Source organism: Mesorhizobium vachelliae (assembly GCF_033977325.1).
GTDB lineage: Bacteria > Pseudomonadota > Alphaproteobacteria > Rhizobiales > Rhizobiaceae > Mesorhizobium > Mesorhizobium vachelliae.
Window position 1 is genome coordinate 111038 of record NZ_JAVIIR010000005.1, and the last position, 15755, is coordinate 126792.

Consider the following 15755-nt stretch of genomic DNA (forward strand, 5'->3'; position numbering starts at 1 on the left):
CAATCCGACCTCGGTGCTACGATCCGTGCGCCGACGAGGACTAAGCAGCCGTCCTGCCCATCTCCGAAGCCGCGGGCTTGATGTTCTGGTTGACCCGGAAGATGTTGAACGGGTCATAGGTACGCTTCACCTCTCTCAGCCGCTCGTAGTTCGTGCCATAGCTCGCCCGCACGCGTGCTTCCCCTTCATCGTCCATCATGAAATTCACATAGCCGCCTTCGCCATTATGGGGATGAATGCTCGCCCAGTAATCCTTGGCCCATCTGGTGAGGTCGGCGGCCTTGCCCGGATCGGGATCGATGGCGGCGATGACCATCGACCAGGTTGCGTCGCGTGCGTTCCAGGCCGTCTCGTCCTTGCCGACGCGGCGCACGGCGCCGTCGATCGGGTAAAGATGCATGAGCGACAATTCGCTGGGTGCTTGCCCGACCTGCTCGATATGTATCGCGATGGCTTCGTCGGGAAGCGACCTGACGAAATCGCCCTTCCAATACCATTGCAAGCCTTTCGGAAGCAGCGGGTCGAACAGCGCCTGCAAGGCCGGGAACGGCATCACGCCCATCCAGTTGAAGATCGGCGGCGGCAGATTGTCGAGCAGAGGCGCCATGGCCTTGCGCCCGTCCTCCTCGGTGCCGTTGTAGCAGGAGATGATGGCGCAGGCGCGCTTGCCCCAATATTCGCGCGGGAAGGGATCGGTCGAAGGAACGGTTTTCAGGCCGACAAAGGCGCCGAGATCTTCGGGCGCTTCCGGCAGGTAGTCGCGATAGGTCTGCATGACGGCCAGGGCATCCTTGGCCTCCCAGAACACCGGGCCGCCGAAGATCATATTCACAGGATGGGCCTGGAACAGGAAACTCGTCACGACGCCGAAATTGCCGCCGCCGCCCCGGAGCGCCCAGAACAGGTCGGGATTCTCGGCTTTGCTGGCCGTCACCACGCTGCCGTCGGCCAGCACCAGATCGGCTTCGACCAGATTGTCGATGGTGAGGCCGTATCTGCGCGTGAGATAGCCCGTCCCTCCACCGAGGGTTAGGCCGGCAACGCCCGTGGTCGAGACAATCCCGGCCGGGACAGCCAGCCCGAAAGGATGGGTGGCATGGTCCACGTCACCCGACGTGCATCCGGGCCCGACCCTCACGGTGCGTGTTTTCGGATCGACATGGATCCCCTTCATAATCGACAGGTCGATGACGAGGCCGCTGTCGCAAATCCCCAGCCCGGCGCCGTTGTGCCCGCCGCCACGAATGGCGATCAGCAGGTCGTTGTCGCGCGCGTATTTCACAGCGGTGATCACGTCGGCGACATCGGCGCAGCGTGCAATCAGCAACGGGCGCTTTTCGATCATGCCGTTATAGACCTTGCGAGCCTCGTCATAGCCGGCATCGTCACGCAGGATCACTTCCCCGCGCAGGCTTTCACGCAGTTTTGCATGGGTTTCGTCGGTCATCGATTTGCTCCCTTGATTGCGCCCACTGCCATGCGGCGTCGGCGCGACGCTTTTGTTGCTTCGTTATGCCGCCTCGACGGGCGGGTGCGTTGGATGGTGCAGGAAGAGCACATTGCACCAATCCGGTGCGCGCCGCTTCGCCCGAAAGGACCAGCGGGGCATGGCCCGGGAGAGCCACAGCGGGGCAACCGCAAGCTGTCGCCGGAGCTGGCGTCAAGGTGTACGACGCCTCGCTTGGGCTGATCGCACGATGAAGTCGCCGCCGCGGCCGCCAGCGCCGGCCGCGGCCAATCGTCGATCAATCTATTCGACTATCCGGAAGATCTGCCAAAGACTGGTGCCCGACACCACGTAGGGCTCCATGTCCTTGCCCCATTTGGCATGCGCGTCGATCTTGCCGATCTTGGCGAAGAACTCTTCCAACTGAGCCAGGGACTCAACTTGCATGTGCGACTCGACCGTCGCCTCGCGGGCGCCGATCGATCCGGTCATGATCTGGAATTTGAAGTTGGCGAGGCCAACCTGCGAGCCGATCTCGCGTTCCCATTTCCGCATCATCTCGAGCACATTCTGCTTGTGCCCGAATTTGGCGTCGATCTGCCATCTCGCGCTGAACATGTTCTCCTCCGTGATTTTGCGGTTGAACCCGCGACTGATCTCTATTCGTCCCAGGCCTGCACGACGGTCTGCCGCGCGATCCGTCCGTTCTTCAGCTCCACCATCGCCGCGCAGTACACTTTTGTGCCGTCCGGATAGGCGCAGGCTTGCATGAAGGCGAGGTTGTTCCCCTCGGCGACGGTGGTATCTACCTTGTGGGTCATCGCTCGGCTGCAGATATCGTCCCAGAAGGTGCTGATCGCCGCGCGGCCACGGATCTCGCGCGGTCTGCTCGGCGGATTGTTGCGATCGATCACCCGCACCAGCGCATCGTCGGTGTAGAAGCTCGACAGCAGCTTGCCGTCGCGGCCTTCGATCGCCTTCTTGATGGCGGCGCCGTCCACGTTTCCTGTCTTGGTCAGCATGTCATCCTCCATGTGCCCATCGTCCTGGGCGGTTGATGTGTGAAAGTGCCGCCCGGCGCTTATTGCCGGGCAGGGACTTTTTCATTGCGACTTGGCTTTAACTGCCGCGAACAGGTCGTCGGTCTGCTTCTTGAAGGTCGCCAGATCGACCTGGCTGCCGTTGAGCATCGTTGACCAGTGGCGCACGATCGCCGCCATCGCGATGGCTTCCTTGATCTCTTCGTCGCTCGCGCCGTTCGCCTTGGCCGCCAGCGTGTGGAAATAGATGCAGTACTGGCAGGGGATCTGCGAAGCGACCGCGAGGCCCATCAGCTCCTTGGTCTTGCCGTTGAGAGCCGTGTTCGGATTGAGCTGCACGCCCTTGATCTCGGCCCAGGCGCCGGCGACCGCCACATCGGGCAAGGTCTTGAACATGTCCGGCACCGTGCCGAGCGTGGCCTGGATGTCCTTGTAGGCGGCGGTAGCCGAAGCGTCTTCGGCCATCGCCGGGGTGACGGCCAGCAACGCGCCCGTGGCAAATGCCAGCAATCCGATCTTGCGACTGCGTTTCAGCATTTCATCCTCCATTTCGCAGTGCCTTCGTGGCTCATCGCCTGGCCTGCATGGGGAGAATTGATACCTCTTAGGGCGCCTCGACCGCTTCGCCCGAAAGCGCCATGGCTCTCATGGCCCGTCCGGGCCAGCATGTCTGGCCGAGAATGCCGCCGCCGCTGCACGCGACGGCAGGTCGAGCTTGAGCAGTATGTTGGCGACATGGCGCTTGACCGTGTGCTCGCTGAGGCTGAGTTCGGCGGCGATCGCGGCATTGCTCTTGCCGTCGGCGATCAGGCTCACCACCTCGCTTTCGCGAGCCGTCAGCGTCGTCGGCTCGGCCGGCTTGGGCTTGGGACGGCAGGCCGGCTCGAGATGCTGTTCGGCCGTCACCTGCACCAGCGTCAGCGGCTCGTCCAATTCGTCGAGGCTGATGCGCCCGGCATCGGTGAAATGCAGCCCGGAACCCGCGGCCAGGTCTGCGACCAGGCGAGAGCAGAGGATGTGGCCGCGTTCGGCGTGGGCGGCAAGCTGCATTGCCACACGGGCTGTCAGCCCGGTCGGTGGTCCGCGCACCTCGATCTCGCCGACATGCGTCCCTTGCGCGCTCGCCACGCCGATCTCCTGGGCCGCCTCGCGCAGCAGCGCCGCGCAGCGTACGGCGCGGGCCGGACCGTCGAAGCGCGAGATCATCAATTCGCCATGCGTTCCGGCGACGCGCCCGCCATGGCGGCCGACCAGCGATCGCCAGTTCTCCTGGAAGCGCAGGCTGCGTTCGCTCCACAAGCGATCGCCGAGCCGCGCGGTGTCGTAGATGCGCGTGACCAGCAATGCGGCGAGCACACGTTCTACATCGGCCACTGCCGGTTCTCCGGTCAGGAACTCCTCGATCAGGTCGGCCACCCGGTCGACGTCGCCGGTCCAGATCGGGTGGTCGCGCCCCGGGATTTCGACCAGGCGGGCGTCGGGGATCTTCTTGGCCAGGAAGCGGCTGGCGTCGGGGTCGACGCGGGCGTCGTTGCGGCGATGGATCAGGAATGTCGGCACCCTGATCGTTCCGAGCATGTCGCGTAGGTCGATATCGGCGTTCATGCGGGCAAGCGCAGCCGCGGCGGTCGGGCTGGCCGACAGCCGCTCGAACCGGGCCCACCACTGGGCGAAATGGGCGTCGTCGACCCGGCCTGGCGCGAAATTGGGCAAGGTCGCGCCGGTGCCCCACGATGTCTCCGCCGTCTCGATGAAAGCTTCCAGTCGCTCCGGCGGCATCACCCATTTGTGGAAATGCGCATAGCCGCCATAAAGCACCAACGCCCGTGTCCGCTGCGGATAGGTGGCGGCGAACAGCATCGCCATCGGCGCGCCTTCCGAGGCGCCGAGGATCGCGGCGCGGCCGCTGCCGGCGGCGTCCATCACCGCGCGCACGTCGTCCATGCGCATTTCGAGGCTGGGAAGGTGCCGGCTGTCGACGCGGTCGGAAAGCCCGGTGCCGCGTTTGTCGAACAGGATCAGCCGCGAGAAGGCCGAAAGCCGCTTCAGCAGGCGGTTATAGCCTTCGTCTTCCCAATGCAGGTCGAGATTGGAGATGAAGCCCGGTACGAAGACGAGGTCGAACGAGCCCTGGCCGACCACCTGATAGGCGATCCGCACCTCTCCGCTGCGCGCGTATCTGGTCTCGATCGGCCTCACGCAAACTATCCCGCCCGGCCAGACGAATTCCTGTCGCCGACCATAGCAGAACTGAGCCGCTTACGGCAGAAGAACTTTAGAAGGCGCGTATATAAGGCGTTCGGCGACCGGGAGTTGTCCGGATTATTTCCGGGGCACGGCGCCCGCGGCCTCGGCTGGCCTGACGTAGCCCAGGCTCGTATCGGCCTGTTGCGGCGTCTGCGGCCGCTTGATCTTGGCCGAGGCTGCGATCACCAGCTCGTCGAAATCCTCCGCGTCCCCGTCCAGCATCTCGAAGAACTGGCGCCGCATCCGAGGCTCCCAGAACTTGTTGATGTGCTCGGCAACGCCGTTAATGCCTTCCTCGCGCGGCTTCGAATGGAAGAAGGTAGCGATCTGGTTGGCCATGCGCACCAGCTTTTCCGCGGTGCTGGCGATGTGGTCTTCGTCATGCGACATGCTTGGCAACTCCGGAAGCCACCCGTTCGGGGTGGGTGAAAATATCGAAATCGTCGCCACGCACCAGCGCCACCAGCGTCATGCCGGCGGCCTCTGCCGTGCGGATGGCGAGCGCGGTCGGCGCCGAGACCGCCATGATGATCGAGGCGCCGATGGCGGCCGTCTTCTGCACCATCTCCACCGAGACGCGCGAGGTCACCACGACGGCGCCGTTGGCGCCATCGATGCCGGCCTTGGCCAGCGCGCCGGCGAGCTTGTCCAGCGCGTTATGGCGGCCGACATCCTCGCGCGCCATCACGATGCCTTTGCCGGGAATGTAGAAGCCAGCGGCATGCACCGCGCCGGTTTCCGTATGCAACGGCTGCAGCTTCGACAGCAGCTTGACCGAGCGGATGACGTCCTCGGCCTCAAGCGTAAGTTTCGACGCACCGACAGCGTCGACCGAGCGCATCGCCTCCTCTATGGATTCGATGCCGCACAAGCCGCAGCCGACCGGCCCGGCCAGCCGCCGCCGCCGCGCCTGGAAGCGCGTGTTGGCCTGGTCTTTCAGCCGGATCTGGATATCGATGCCGGCGCCGAGATCCTCGACCTCGATCGCCTCGATCTCTTTTGGGTCGGCGATGATGCCTTCGGTCAGCGAGAAGCCCAGCGCGAAATCCTCGAAATCGGCTGGGCTCGCCATCATCACCGCATGCGTGGTGCCGGCAAAGGAGAACGCCACGGGCGTCTCCTCCGGCACCATGCGGTTCGCGGCCGCGGTGCCGCCGGCGCGATGCGCCAGCCGCGAGATTTGCCTCGTCGCTTTGCGGCGCGCGGCCAAGACTACTCCGCCGCCGCCAGCGGAGCGATGCGCCGGCTCTGCTTGGCCTGTTCGTTATAGTCCTTCTGCCAGTCGGTAGGGCCGTTGGACGGCGCCACCTGCACGGCGGTGACCTTGTATTCCGGACAGTTGGTCGCCCAGTCCGAGAAGTCGGTCGTGATCACGTTGGCCTGCGTGTCCGGATGGTGGAAGGTCGTGTAGACGACGCCGGGCGAGACGCGGTCGGTGATCAGCGCGCGCAGCGTCGTTTCGCCGGAGCGGCTCGCCAGCCGCACCCAGTCGCCGTCGCGCACGCCGCGGACTTCGGCGTCATGCGGATGAATCTCCAGCCGGTCCTCGGCATGCCAGGCGACGTTTCCGGTGCGTCTTGTCTGCGCGCCGACATTGTACTGCGACAGGATACGGCCGGTGGTGAGCAGCAGCGGATAGCGCGGGCCGGTCCGCTCGTCAGTCGCCACATATTCGGTGCGGATGAACTTGCCCTTGCCGCGCACGAAGCCGTCGACATGCATGATCGGGGTGCCGAGCGGCGCCTTCTCGTTGCACGGCCACTGCACCGAGCCGACGCGGTCGATCAGCTCGAAGGAGACGCCGGCGAAGCTCGGCGTCGTCTGGGCGATCTCGTCCATGATCTGCGAGGGATGGGTATAGTTCCAGTCCAGCCCGATGGCGCGGGCAAGCTCCTGCGTTGCTTCCCAGTCGGCGTAGCGCGCCTTCGGCTCCAGCACCTTGCGCACCATGTTGATGCGGCGCTCGGCATTAGTGAAGGTGCCGTCCTTTTCGAGGAAGGTCGAGCCCGGCAGGAAGACATGCGCGTAGTTCGCCGTCTCGTTGAGGAAGAGGTCGTGCACCACCACGCATTCCATCGCGGCGAGGCCACCGGCGACATGCTTGGTGTCGGGATCGGACTGCAGGATGTCCTCGCCCTGGATGTAGATGCCCTTGAACGAACCGTCGACGGCGGCGTCCAGCATGTTGGGGATGCGCAGGCCGGGCTCGTCGTCGAGCTTAACGCCCCACAGGCTTTCATAGATGTCGCGCACCGCGTCGCCCGAGATGTGGCGGTAGCCCGGCAGCTCATGCGGGAACGAGCCCATGTCGCAGGAGCCCTGGACGTTGTTCTGGCCGCGCAGCGGGTTCACGCCGACGCCGGGACGGCCGATATTGCCCGTGGCCATGGCGAGGTTGGCGATCGCGATCACCGTGGTCGAGCCCTGGCTGTGCTCGGTAACGCCGAGGCCGTAATAGATCGCGCCGTTGCCGCCCTTGGCATAGAGCCGCGCAGCGCCCCGGATGGCTTCGGGATCGACGCCGGAAAGCTTGCCGACCGTCTCCGGGCTGTTTTCCGGCAGGGCGACGAATGACGCCCAATCCTGGAACTCGGCCCAGTCGCAGCGCTCGCGCACGAAGGCTTCGTTGTAGAGGCCCTCGGTGACGATGACATGCGCCAGCGCCGTCAGCACCGCCACATTGGTGCCGGGCTTCAAGGGCAGGTGGTAGTCCGCCTCGACATGCGCCGACTTGACCATCTCGGTGCGGCGCGGATCGATCACGATCAGCTTGGCGCCCTGGCGCAGCCGCTTCTTCAGCCGCGAGGCGAACACCGGATGGGCGGAGGCGGGATTGGCGCCGATGATGACGGCGACGTCGGTGAACTCGACCGAGTCGAAATCCTGCGTGCCGGCCGAGGTGCCGTAGGTCTGGCCGAGCCCGTAGCCGGTCGGCGAATGGCAGACGCGGGCGCAGGTATCGACATTGTTGTTGCGGAAGCCTTGGCGAACCAGCTTCTGGACGAGATAGGTCTCCTCATTCGTGCAGCGCGAGGAGGTGATGCCGCCGATCGCGGTGCGTCCATACTGATACTGGATGCGGCGGAATTCCTTCGCCGTGTGGGCGATCGCCTCTTCCCAACTCACTTCGCGCCACGGATCGGTGATCTTCTCGCGGACCATCGGCGACAGGATGCGATCTTTATGAGTGGCGTAGCCATAGGCGAAACGGCCCTTGACGCAGGAATGGCCGTGGTTTGCCTGGCCGTTCTTGTAAGGCATCATGCGGATGACCTCGTCATCCTTGACCTCGGCCTTGAACGAGCAGCCGACGCCGCAATAGGCGCAGGTGGTGACGGCCGAGCGTTCCGGCATGCCCTTCTCGAGCACGGTCTTCTCGCGCAGCGCGTCGGTCGGGCAGGCCTGCACGCAGGCGCCGCAGGAGACGCATTCGGAAGCGATGAAATCCTCATGCATGCCGGCGACCATGCGCGACTCGAAGCCACGGCCCTCGATGGTCAGCGCGAAGGTGCCCTGCACCTCTTCGCAGGCGCGCACGCAGCGCGAGCAGACGATGCACTGCGCCGCGTCGTAGGTGAAATAGGGATTGGATTCGTCGCGGGCGATATAGTCGACGGCCAATGAGCCGTGGCCGGGCGCGACGCCGCCGTCTTCCTTGACGTGGTTGCGGCCTTCGACGCCGTAGCGGTTCTCGGTGAGGCCGACCGACTTCGCCACCGCGTCGAACTCGCTGGCGCCGGTGCCGGCCTTCTCGTTCCAGCCGGTCGGATGGTCGGAGACATAGAGCTCCATGACGCCGCGGCGGATCGCGTCGAGCCGCTCGGATTGCGTGCGCACCACGATCCCTTCAGCGACCGGCGTCGTGCAGGAGGCCGGCGTGCCGCCGCGCCCTTCGATCTCGACCAGGCAGACACGGCAGGAGCCGAAGGAGTCCAGCATGTCGGTGGCGCAGAGCTTCGGGATCTCGACCCCGCCTTCCATCGCCGCGCGCATGATCGACGTGCCTTCCGGCACGGTGATGCTTTGCCCGTCGACGGTCAGGGTCACCTGCTTCGTCGCTTTCGACTCCGGCGTTCCGTAGTCGATCTCTTCGATGAGTGTCGGGAAGTCGGCCTTGATGTTCATCTGCCAGCTCCTATTCAGCCGCCACGCGCGCTGGCGCGGGTTTGAAATCCTCGGGGAAATGCGTGATCGAGCTCATCACCGGGTAGGGCGTGAAGCCGCCCAGCGCGCAGAGCGATCCGAACTTCATCGTGTTGCAGAGGTCGGTGACCAGAGCGAGGTTCTTTTCCGCCTCGATGCCGGCGGCGACCTTGTCGAGCACCTCCACGCCGCGCGTCGAGCCGATGCGGCAGGGCGTGCACTTGCCGCAGCTTTCGATGGCGCAGAATTCCATGGCGAAGCGTGCCTGCTTCAGCATGTCGGCCGTGTCGTCGAACACGGTGATGCCGGCATGGCCGATCAGTCCGTCGCGCTTGGCGAATTCCTCGTAGTCGAAGGGCGTGTCGAACAGCGCGCGTGGGAAATAGGCGCCGAGCGGCCCGCCGACCTGCACCGCCTTCACCGGTCGCCCCGAAGCAGTGCCGCCGCCGATATCGTCGACGATTTCGCCAAGCGTCAGGCCGAAAGCGGTCTCGAACAGGCCGCCATGCTTGACGTTGCCGGCGATCTGGATCGGGATCGTGCCGCGCGAGCGGCCCATGCCGAAATCCTTGTAGTAGGCGGCGCCCTTGTCCATGATAACAGGCACCGAGGCCAGGCTGATCACATTGTTGATCACCGTCGGCTTGCCGAACAAGCCTTGGATAGCCGGCAGCGGCGGCTTGGCGCGCACCACGCCGCGCTTGCCTTCGAGGCTGTTCAAGAGCGAGGTTTCCTCGCCGCAGACATAGGCGCCGGCGCCGACGCGGATCTCCATGTCGAAGGCGTTGGGCGAGCCCAGCACATTGACGCCGAGCACGCCTGCCTTGCGGGCGATCGCGACGGCCTTGTTCATCGTCGCCACCGCATGCGGATATTCCGACCGGATATAGACGAAACCCTTGGTCGCGCCGGTGGCAATGCCGGCGATCGCCATGCCTTCGATCAGCACGAAGGGATCGCCTTCCATGATCATGCGGTCGGCGAAAGTGGCGCTGTCGCCCTCGTCGGCGTTGCAGACGATGTATTTCTGCGCGCCCGCCGTATCCAGCACCGTCTTCCACTTGATGCCGGTCGGGAAGCCGGCGCCGCCGCGGCCGCGCAGGCCGGATTCGGTGACTTGCTTGACGACGTCCGCAGGTGCCATCGCGACCGCGTTCTGCAGGCCGCGCAGACCGCCGAGCGACTTGTAGGCGTCAAGCGACAGCGGGTCGTTGATGCCGCAGCGCGCGAAGGTCAGCCGCGTCTGCTTGGCGAAGAAGGGGATCTTGTCGGGGGAGCCCAGCCAGCGCTTGTGATGGCCGCCGGTAAGGAAGCCGCTGTCGAACAGGCTTTTCACGTCCGACGGCTTCACCGGCCCGTAGGCGACGCGGCCCTTGTCGGTGGCCACTTCCACCATGGGCTCCAGGAAATAGGCGCCGCGCGAGCCGTTGCGCACGATCTTCGCTTCGACGCCGCGCTCCTTGAGCTCCTTCTCGATCGCCTTGGCGACCTTTTCGGCGCCGAGCGCCAGCGCGCCGGAGTCTGCGGGGATATAGATGCGCGGGATCATGAACGTACCTCCGCGACGATCTCTTCGATCTTCTCGTCATCGAGCCGGCCGATGACTTCGCCGTCGAGCATCGCCGACGGCGAGCAGGCGCAAAGCCCGAGGCAGTAGACTGGCTCCAGTGTAACCGATCCGTCGCGCGTGGTCTCGTGGAAATCGATGCCGAGCAACTGCTTGACCTTGGCCGCGACGGCGTCCGAGCCCATCGACTGGCAGGCTTCCGCCTGGCAAAGCTTCAGCACGTGCCGGCCGGCGGGCTGGGCACGGAAATCGTGATAGAAGCTGACCACGCCGTGCACCTCGGCCCGGGAAAGGTTCAGCCCATCGGCGATCACCGGCAGCGCGTCCTTCGGAACGTGCCCGAACTCTTCCTGTATGCTGTGCAGGATCGGCAGCAGCGGGCCCTCGAGGCCCTTCATCTCGTCAATGATCGCCGCCGTGCGCGACGCGATCTCGGTACTTGCGGCCTGCGTGGTCAAGCAGCGCCCTCCCTGGGTCGTGGCGGCCAATGTATGTCACCCCGGAATATAGAGCGGTTTCGGGGCAACGACATCCATAGGACGCAATATCGCTAAGTCCTTACGAAATCAGAGGAAACCCCTGAGATCAATAAAGCGCTCCCGTCGCTTGATAGAAATTTTCTATCAAAATCCGACAGCTCGCATTGTCTAGCCTAGCGGTGGGCCCGGAAATCGTCCGCCAGCGCCATCGCCTCGTCCAGAAGCGCCTGCACCAGCGGCGTGTGCGGCTCGCGCGGCGCCGCCACCAGCCCGACCGTGTGGCTGGCGTCTGGCTCGACGATCGGGATCGCCCGGATGGGCTCGGAAAAGCCGAACGTTTCCGCAAGGTTGAGCGGCATGATCGACGACCATTTGCCGGTCCTGATATGCGAGAAGAGCACGATCATCGAGTTGGATTCCAGCGTCGGCCGCACCTGCACGCCGGCTTCGGCCAGATGCTGGTCGATGATTCGGCGGTTCTGCATGTCCGGCGTGAGCAGGCAGAGCGGCAGATGGCTGATCTCGGCCCACGTCACTTTGTCGCGGTCGGAATAGGGGTTCCCGACCGCGGTGATCAGCTGGTAGCGCTCGTCATAGAGCGGCACGCTGGTCACCCGGCCCAGCGGCTCGTTGTCGAGATAGGTGATGCCGGCATCGATATCGAGGTTGCCGAGCAGTGTCAGCACCTCGATCGAGGTGCGCGACAGCACCGAAAAGGTGACGCCGGGATGCTTGTCGCGGAACGGTGTCGTCAGCCGCGCCACCATGGCGAGCGCCGTCGGGACGGCGGCGATGCGGATGCGCCCGGACAGACCGTGGCGCGCCGCCCGCATCTCCTCGCGCATGGTCCGTGAATCGCCGACGATGCGGCGCGCCCAGCCCAGCACCTGCTTGCCTTCCGGCGTCAGGCCCTGGAAGCGCGAGCCGCGCAGCACCAGCATGACGCCGAGCTGCTCCTCGAGCTGCTTGATGCCGGCCGATAAAGTCGGCTGCGTGACGCAGCAGACCTCCGCGGCCCGGCCGAAATGCTCCTCCTTGGCCAAAGCGATGAAGAATTCCAGCTTGTCGATCATGCCATCCGATCCGCAGCGTTCGGCCCAAGGTCGGGGAAATCGCCTCGCTTCGCAAGACGCATGCGCAATCGGGTCTCGTCCACATTTTTGAGCCGGCTATCTGTTTTCCCGCGCCACGCATGGCGTTATGGGGAGGATAGGCGGAAGCAAGGAGGGAAGACATGCTGGGCTGGTTTCGCAAGCTGTTGCCGCGCGAGGATCGCTTCTTCGATCTGTTCGAGCGGCATTCGCGCACCGTGGTCGGCGGCGCCGAGGCCCTCGAGCGGCTTCTCAGCGGCAAGGACATCGACCGCTGGTGCCAGAAGATCGTCGATCTCGAGGACGAGGCCGACGGCATCACCGCCGAGGTCCTGCTTGCCGTCAGGCGCTCCTTCATCACCCCCTTCGACCGCGGCGATATCAAGGATCTGATCCAGTCGATGGATGACGCCATCGACATGATGCACAAGACCGTCAAGACGGTGAAATTGTTCGAGGTCAGGGAGTTCGACCCGTTGATGCGGGAAATGGGCGGCGTCATCGTCCAGGCTGCCCGATTGGTCGCGGAGGCGATCCCGCTGCTGGGCAAGGTGGGCGCGAACGCAGCGCGGCTCAACGCCATCGCCGAGGAGGTGATGCGCGTCGAGGGCCGCGCCGACGACCTGCACGAGCAGGGCCTCAAGGATCTGTTCAGGCGACATGGCCGCGACGACGCTATGGCCTATCTGATCGGCTCGGAGATTTATGGCCAGCTGGAGAAGGTGGTCGACCGCTTCGAGGATGTCGCCAACGAGATCAGCGGCATCGTCATCGAGAACGTTTAGGCGATGGAAGCAACGATCGCTTTTCCCCTGCTGGTCGGCCTCGTCGCCGTGGCGCTGTTCTTCGATTTCCTCAACGGCCTGCACGATGCCGCCAACTCGATCGCGACCATCGTCTCCACCCGGGTGCTGAGGCCGCATTACGCGGTGTTCTGGGCGGCCTTCTTCAATTTCATCGCCTTCCTGTTCTTCGGCCTGCATGTCGCCGAGACGGTGGGAAAAGGCATCGTCGATGCCAGCATCGTCACGCCGGCGGTGATCTTCTCAGCGCTTGTCGGGGCGATCGTGTGGAACATCGTCACCTGGGTCGCCGGCATTCCGTCGAGCAGCTCACACGCGCTGATCGGCGGCCTGGTCGGCGCCGGTGTCGCCAAGACCGGAACCGGCGCCATCGTCTGGTCCGGGCTCGGCAAGACGGTCGCGGCCATCGTGCTCTCGCCGGCGACCGGATTCGTGCTGGCGCTCGTCCTCGTTCTCATCGTCTCCTGGCTGTTCGTGCGCCAGACGCCGTTCGCGGTCGACAACACGTTTCGCGTGCTGCAGTTCTTTTCCGCCTCCCTCTATTCGCTTGGGCATGGCGGCAACGACGCGCAGAAGACCATGGGCATCATCGCCGTGCTGCTCTTTTCGCAAGGCGCGCTCGGCCCGACTTTCTATGTGCCGCTATGGGTGGTCCTGACCTGCCAGTCGGCGCTGGCTCTGGGCACGCTGCTCGGCGGCTGGCGCATCGTCCACACCATGGGATCGAAGATCACCCGGCTGAACCCCATGCAGGGTTTTTGCGCAGAGACCGGCGGCGCCATAACGCTGTTCGCCGCCACCTGGCTCGGTGTTCCGGTCTCGACGACGCACACCATCACTGGCGCCATCATCGGCGTGGGCGCCGCCCGCCGCGTCTCCGCCGTGCGCTGGGGCATCGCCGGCAACATCGTCGTCGCCTGGGTGATCACCTTGCCGGCGACGGCGGCGATCTCGGCGTTGACCTATCTCGCGACACGATTGGCCACATGATGCGGCCCGGGTCGCGGCCGCATCATTATTCGCCCGCGAGGTTCAGGATATTGCCGTCGGGATCCTTGAACCAGGCGACCTTCATGCCGTGGCCGACATGGATGTCGCCCTCGAGCGACAGGCCGGGCATGTCGTAATGTTCGAAAGTGACGCCCTTCGACTTCAACGATTCGACGATTGCGCCGATCCGGTCGCCGACGGCCCAGGTTACGGCCGTCGCCTTGTTGGTGCCGGCGAATTGCGAATGATAGACGTTGATGAGCGTGTCGCCGCTTTTATACACGATCAGTTCGCCGCCCATGTCGTCCACCTGGCTGAGACCCAGCGTTCCAGCATAGAAAGCCTTGGCCTTCTCCAAGTCTTTGACCGCGAGATTGGCAGTGGCGTTGCTGTTTGCGAGCATGAGTTTCTCCTTTCTCTGTCGACTGCTCCGTTTTGGCCGCCGCGCCGGAAACCGGGAAAATAGGGTTGCGCCGTCTTCCGGCGACCGCAGCCTGCGCAATTGCTGTGCATCTGTCTGGAAGACGAAAGGCGCCCGCGAAATCCGACAGGCGCGTGCAAGTTTTTGAAGGCATGTCGCCGCACATGTCGTTCCGAAGCTTGGTTCTCTCCGGGAACTGCATTATCTGACCCGGCAAACGCTTGGGAAAAAGCTCATGTCCATTACCAAGGAATCCGTCGTCGAGCGCCTGAAGACGGTGAACGGGCCGGACTTCACCGGCAACATCGTCGATCTCGGCATGGTCTCGGAGATTTTCATCGCCGATTCCAAGGTGTTCTTCTCGATCACCGTTCCCGCCGCCCGCGCCCAGGAGCTGGAGCCGTTGCGCGCCGCCGCCGAGCGCGCGGTGAAGGCCATCCCCGGCGTCGCCAGCGCCGTTGTGGCGCTGACGGCCGAGAAGAAGGGTGGCGGCATGGAGGCGCCGGTTCCGGCGCGCCCGGCTGCCCCGCGGCCCGCCGCTCCGCAGCCGGCTCCGCAGCGTCCCGCGCCACACGCGCCCGCCTCGCAGAGCCATGGCAAGCGCGGCGTGCCCGGCATCGACGCCATCATCGCGGTCGCCTCCGGCAAGGGCGGCGTCGGCAAGTCGACCACCGCGGTGAACCTTGCGCTCGGCCTTGCCGCCAACGGCTTGAAGGTCGGCGTCCTCGATGCCGACATCTACGGCCCGTCCATGCCCAGGCTGCTCAACATCCACGGCCGGCCGCAGACCGTCGACGGCAAGGTGCTGAAGCCGATGCAGAATTACGGCCTCAAGGTGATGTCGATGGGCTTCCTCGTCGACGAGGAGACGCCGATGATCTGGCGCGGCCCGATGGTGATGTCGGCGTTGACGCAGATGCTGCGCGAGGTCGAATGGGGTCCGCTCGACGTGCTGGTGGTCGACATGCCGCCCGGCACCGGCGACGCTCAGCTCACCATGGCCCAGCAGGTGCCGCTTGCCGGCGCCGTCATCGTCTCGACGCCGCAGGACCTTGCGCTGATCGACGCCCGCAAGGGTCTCAACATGTTCAAGAAGGTCGACGTTCCGCTGCTCGGCATCGTCGAGAACATGAGCTACTTCCTGGCCCCCGACACCGGCAAGCGCTACGACATTTTCGGCCATGGCGGCGCGCGCCGCGAGGCCGAGCGCCTTGGGGTCACCTTCCTTGGCGAGGTGCCGCTGGAAATGGGCATCCGCGAAAGCTCGGACGCCGGCGCCCCGGTCGTCGCCTCCAAGCCCGAGGGCGCCGAGGCGAAAATCTACCGCGACATCGCCTCGAAGGTCTGGGAACGGGTCCAGGAAGAGCGCGGCGCGGCCGAAGCCGCGGTGCCGAGCATCGTATTCGAGTAACGCGGGATATCCCTCCCCCTTGAGGGGAGGGTGGCCCGAAGGGCCGGGTGGGGTCCTCCGCGACACACTCGACGCTATTTCTTCCCGAGTATGAGCCAGCGCAACTCAGGTCTAGG

The 15755-nt window shown here is 64.9% G+C and carries 15 protein-coding genes; 3 read left to right on the top strand and 12 right to left on the bottom strand.

Annotated features, from left to right (window positions below; genetic code table 11):
• Positions 1–40: 40 nt before the first annotated feature.
• From RFM41_RS12765 to RFM41_RS12815, 11 genes are all read right to left on the bottom strand, one after another.
• Positions 41–1447 carry an FAD-binding oxidoreductase gene (locus tag RFM41_RS12765; protein WP_320249234.1) on the bottom strand — a complete coding sequence of 469 codons (1407 nt, stop codon included), beginning with the start codon at positions 1445–1447 and terminating at the stop codon, positions 41–43.
• A gap of 303 nt (positions 1448–1750) precedes the next feature.
• On the bottom strand, positions 1751–2065 hold the full coding sequence (locus tag RFM41_RS12770; RefSeq protein ID WP_320249231.1) for a hypothetical protein: 315 nt from the start codon (positions 2063–2065) through the stop codon (positions 1751–1753).
• Positions 2066–2106: 41 nt separating this feature from the next.
• Positions 2107–2469, bottom strand: coding sequence for a nuclear transport factor 2 family protein (locus RFM41_RS12775; protein ID WP_320249228.1), 363 nt, complete (start codon positions 2467–2469; stop codon positions 2107–2109).
• A gap of 81 nt (positions 2470–2550) precedes the next feature.
• Positions 2551–3024: a carboxymuconolactone decarboxylase family protein gene (locus tag RFM41_RS12780; protein ID WP_320249226.1), complete on the bottom strand. Its 474-nt coding sequence runs from the start codon at positions 3022–3024 to the stop codon at positions 2551–2553.
• 108 nt (positions 3025–3132) lie between these two features.
• A complete protein-coding gene (locus RFM41_RS12785; protein ID WP_320249223.1) occupies positions 3133–4686 on the bottom strand; it encodes an alpha/beta fold hydrolase in 1554 nt (517 codons plus the stop codon).
• Between the two features lie 123 nt (positions 4687–4809).
• A complete protein-coding gene (locus tag RFM41_RS12790; protein ID WP_320249221.1) occupies positions 4810–5124 on the bottom strand; it encodes a formate dehydrogenase subunit delta in 315 nt (104 codons plus the stop codon).
• Positions 5114–5944, bottom strand: a complete 831-nt coding sequence (gene fdhD / locus RFM41_RS12795; protein ID WP_320249218.1) for a formate dehydrogenase accessory sulfurtransferase FdhD — start codon at positions 5942–5944, stop codon at positions 5114–5116. Before fdhD ends, RFM41_RS12790 begins: the two co-directional genes overlap by 11 nt.
• A gap of 2 nt (positions 5945–5946) precedes the next feature.
• Positions 5947–8859: a formate dehydrogenase subunit alpha gene (gene fdhF, locus RFM41_RS12800; protein WP_320249215.1), complete on the bottom strand. Its 2913-nt coding sequence runs from the start codon at positions 8857–8859 to the stop codon at positions 5947–5949.
• A 10-nt stretch (positions 8860–8869) separates the two neighbouring features.
• The gene (locus RFM41_RS12805; protein WP_320249212.1) at positions 8870–10426 is read right to left on the bottom strand and encodes a formate dehydrogenase beta subunit; all 1557 of its coding nucleotides are present in this window, start codon (positions 10424–10426) and stop codon (positions 8870–8872) included.
• Entirely contained in the window at positions 10423–10902 is a 480-nt protein-coding gene (locus tag RFM41_RS12810) for a formate dehydrogenase subunit gamma (protein ID WP_320249210.1), read from the bottom strand. The genes RFM41_RS12805 and RFM41_RS12810 overlap by 4 nt, the downstream gene beginning before the upstream one ends.
• A 194-nt stretch (positions 10903–11096) precedes the next feature.
• Entirely contained in the window at positions 11097–11996 is a 900-nt protein-coding gene (locus RFM41_RS12815) for a LysR family transcriptional regulator (protein ID WP_320249208.1), read from the bottom strand.
• Between the two features lie 161 nt (positions 11997–12157).
• On the opposite strand from RFM41_RS12815, the gene RFM41_RS12820 reads away from it, so the two are divergent.
• Together RFM41_RS12820 and RFM41_RS12825 are read left to right on the top strand one after the other, a co-directional pair.
• Complete coding sequence (locus RFM41_RS12820; RefSeq protein WP_320249206.1) at positions 12158–12799, top strand: DUF47 family protein; 642 nt, start codon at positions 12158–12160, stop codon at positions 12797–12799.
• Positions 12800–12802: 3 nt separating this feature from the next.
• Positions 12803–13807, top strand: coding sequence for an inorganic phosphate transporter (locus RFM41_RS12825; RefSeq protein ID WP_320249204.1), 1005 nt, complete (start codon positions 12803–12805; stop codon positions 13805–13807).
• A gap of 25 nt (positions 13808–13832) precedes the next feature.
• On the opposite strand, the gene RFM41_RS12830 is transcribed toward RFM41_RS12825, so the two are convergent.
• A complete protein-coding gene (locus RFM41_RS12830) occupies positions 13833–14210 on the bottom strand; it encodes a VOC family protein (RefSeq protein ID WP_320249203.1) in 378 nt (125 codons plus the stop codon).
• Between the two features lie 253 nt (positions 14211–14463).
• On the opposite strand from RFM41_RS12830, the gene RFM41_RS12835 reads away from it, so the two are divergent.
• Positions 14464–15639, top strand: coding sequence for an Mrp/NBP35 family ATP-binding protein (locus tag RFM41_RS12835; RefSeq protein ID WP_320249201.1), 1176 nt, complete (start codon positions 14464–14466; stop codon positions 15637–15639).
• The last annotated feature ends 116 nt before the right edge of the window (positions 15640–15755 follow it).